Origin of the sequence: Vannielia litorea (assembly GCF_018424695.1) — a bacterium.
Taxonomy (GTDB): Bacteria; Pseudomonadota; Alphaproteobacteria; order Rhodobacterales; family Rhodobacteraceae; genus Vannielia; species Vannielia litorea_A.
The window spans coordinates 1-1,639 of sequence record NZ_QTNQ01000185.1 but is presented as its reverse complement, the minus strand read 5'-3'; the positions used below and the strand labels follow the sequence as shown (position 1 = coordinate 1,639).

At 64.3% G+C, this 1,639-nt stretch carries 2 protein-coding genes; one reads left to right on the top strand and one right to left on the bottom strand.

Annotation, left to right across the window (positions count from 1 at the left end; all coding sequences use genetic code 11):
* Positions 1 to 92: 92 nt before the first annotated feature.
* The gene (locus tag DYI42_RS23825; protein ID WP_213549611.1) at positions 93 to 839 is read left to right on the top strand and encodes an SDR family NAD(P)-dependent oxidoreductase; all 747 of its coding nucleotides are present in this window, start codon (positions 93 to 95) and stop codon (positions 837 to 839) included.
* 51 nt (positions 840 to 890) lie between these two features.
* Here the strand turns inward: DYI42_RS23825 and DYI42_RS23820 are convergent, their stop codons facing one another.
* Positions 891 to 1,403 (bottom strand): hypothetical protein, encoded by a 513-nt coding sequence (locus DYI42_RS23820; protein WP_213549610.1) that lies wholly within the window; start codon positions 1,401 to 1,403, stop codon positions 891 to 893.
* Positions 1,404 to 1,639 lie beyond the last annotated feature (236 nt).

The window sequence follows — 1,639 nt, the reverse complement described above, 5'->3', positions numbered from 1 at the left end:
CTTCGGCGGGGTGGGCCGCTCCGGCCACGGGCGCGAAAAGGGCTTCGAGGCGCTCTACGGGTTTTCAACTCTCAAGACGGTGGCTGCAAAACATGGCTGAGATCTTCCCGAACCGCTTCGCTGACCGCAAAGCCATCATCACCGGCGGTGCCTCCGGCATCGGGCTGGCCGCCGCGCTCAGGATGCAGGCCGAAGGCGCCACCGTCACCGTCTGGGACGTGAACGAAGCCGCCCTCGCCGCAGCCGAAACGCAGGGCCTGACCCCCGCGCTGGTCGATGTGACCAACCCGGAAGGCGTCGAAGCCGCGATGCACAGCGCCGCCCAGTCCATGGGCGGGTTCGACATCCTCATCTGCTCCGCCGGCATCACCGGCCCCAATGTGCCCACCTGGGAGTATCCGCTCGATGACTGGCACGCCGTCACCACCCTCAACTTCCACGGCGTCTTCTATTGCAATCGCGTTGCCGCGCCGTTGATGAAGGCGGCAGGCTATGGCCGCATCATCAACATGGCCTCCGTCGCGGGCAAGGAGGGCAACCCCAATGCCCCCGCCTATTCCGCCACCAAGGCCGCCGTGATCGGCCTCACCAAGTCGCTCGGAAAGGAGCTGGCCGACACCGCCGTCACCGTCAATTGCATCGCCCCGGCGGCGGTCGAATCCCCGATATTCGAGCAGATGACGCCCGAGTTCATCGCCTTCATGAAGAGCAAGATCCCGATGAACCGCTTCGGCACCCCTGAGGAGATCGCCGCCATGATCTGCTGGCTCGCCTCCGCCGAAGCAAGCTTCACCACCGGCGCCTGCTTCGACCAGTCGGGCGGGCGGGCGACGTTCTGAGCCGGTCTCACGCCCCGGCCGTTTGGGCAGATCTCATCGTTGCCAGGCCGCCTACGGCATCCGGCGATGGCCCGGCCACGCAACGAAGCGCGACTCGTTGAAGGACCAGATATACGTGGTGCCGTCCGTTCTCGCCGTGGCATGGGGCGTATGATACATCCGCTCATCCGAGTGCAGCGCGAGGTTGGCGCGCCAGAACCGCACCGCCAGGACGTCCTTCGCATCCACATTCTCAAGCCCGCTCCTGTCCGCCTCTCGTGCCATCAGCCACCGCCAGTTCAGTTCCGCGCTGCTCGCAAAGACGACATAGGCAACAAGCACCGAGCCGGCCGCAATCAGCGGCACAGCCCAGCCCGCATGCACGCGGCGGTATGAAATGAGAACGAGCGCGCCGTAAATCAGCCCGCTGAAAATGGCAGGCGTCACGAAGGCTGGGTAAAAGAATGCACCCAGGTAGAGTGTAAGCGGGATGAAGGGGAAGCCGAGCCAGAACGTGAAGAAAAGAAGGGGCAGCGTGAGCGGCACCGCGATCAGGCCGCCGACGCAGAGCGCCAGATAGGTCATCACAAAGAACTAAGGGAATCGCGTGGAGGCATGCAGCATCTCAACTCGTCCTGCCGTCTGATGGCTCTGCACGCGCTTGCGCACCGCCTCCCACCTCGCGGGTTAGGCGCCGTCATGCCATGCCACCCCCCGGAAATCGATCCAAAAGCCCCGCAGGTGACGTTGACCCCGCATTAAGGTTAACGCGCTCCCCCCTGTACATTTTCTTGCTGCAAATATCTCCGGGGGTGTGGGGG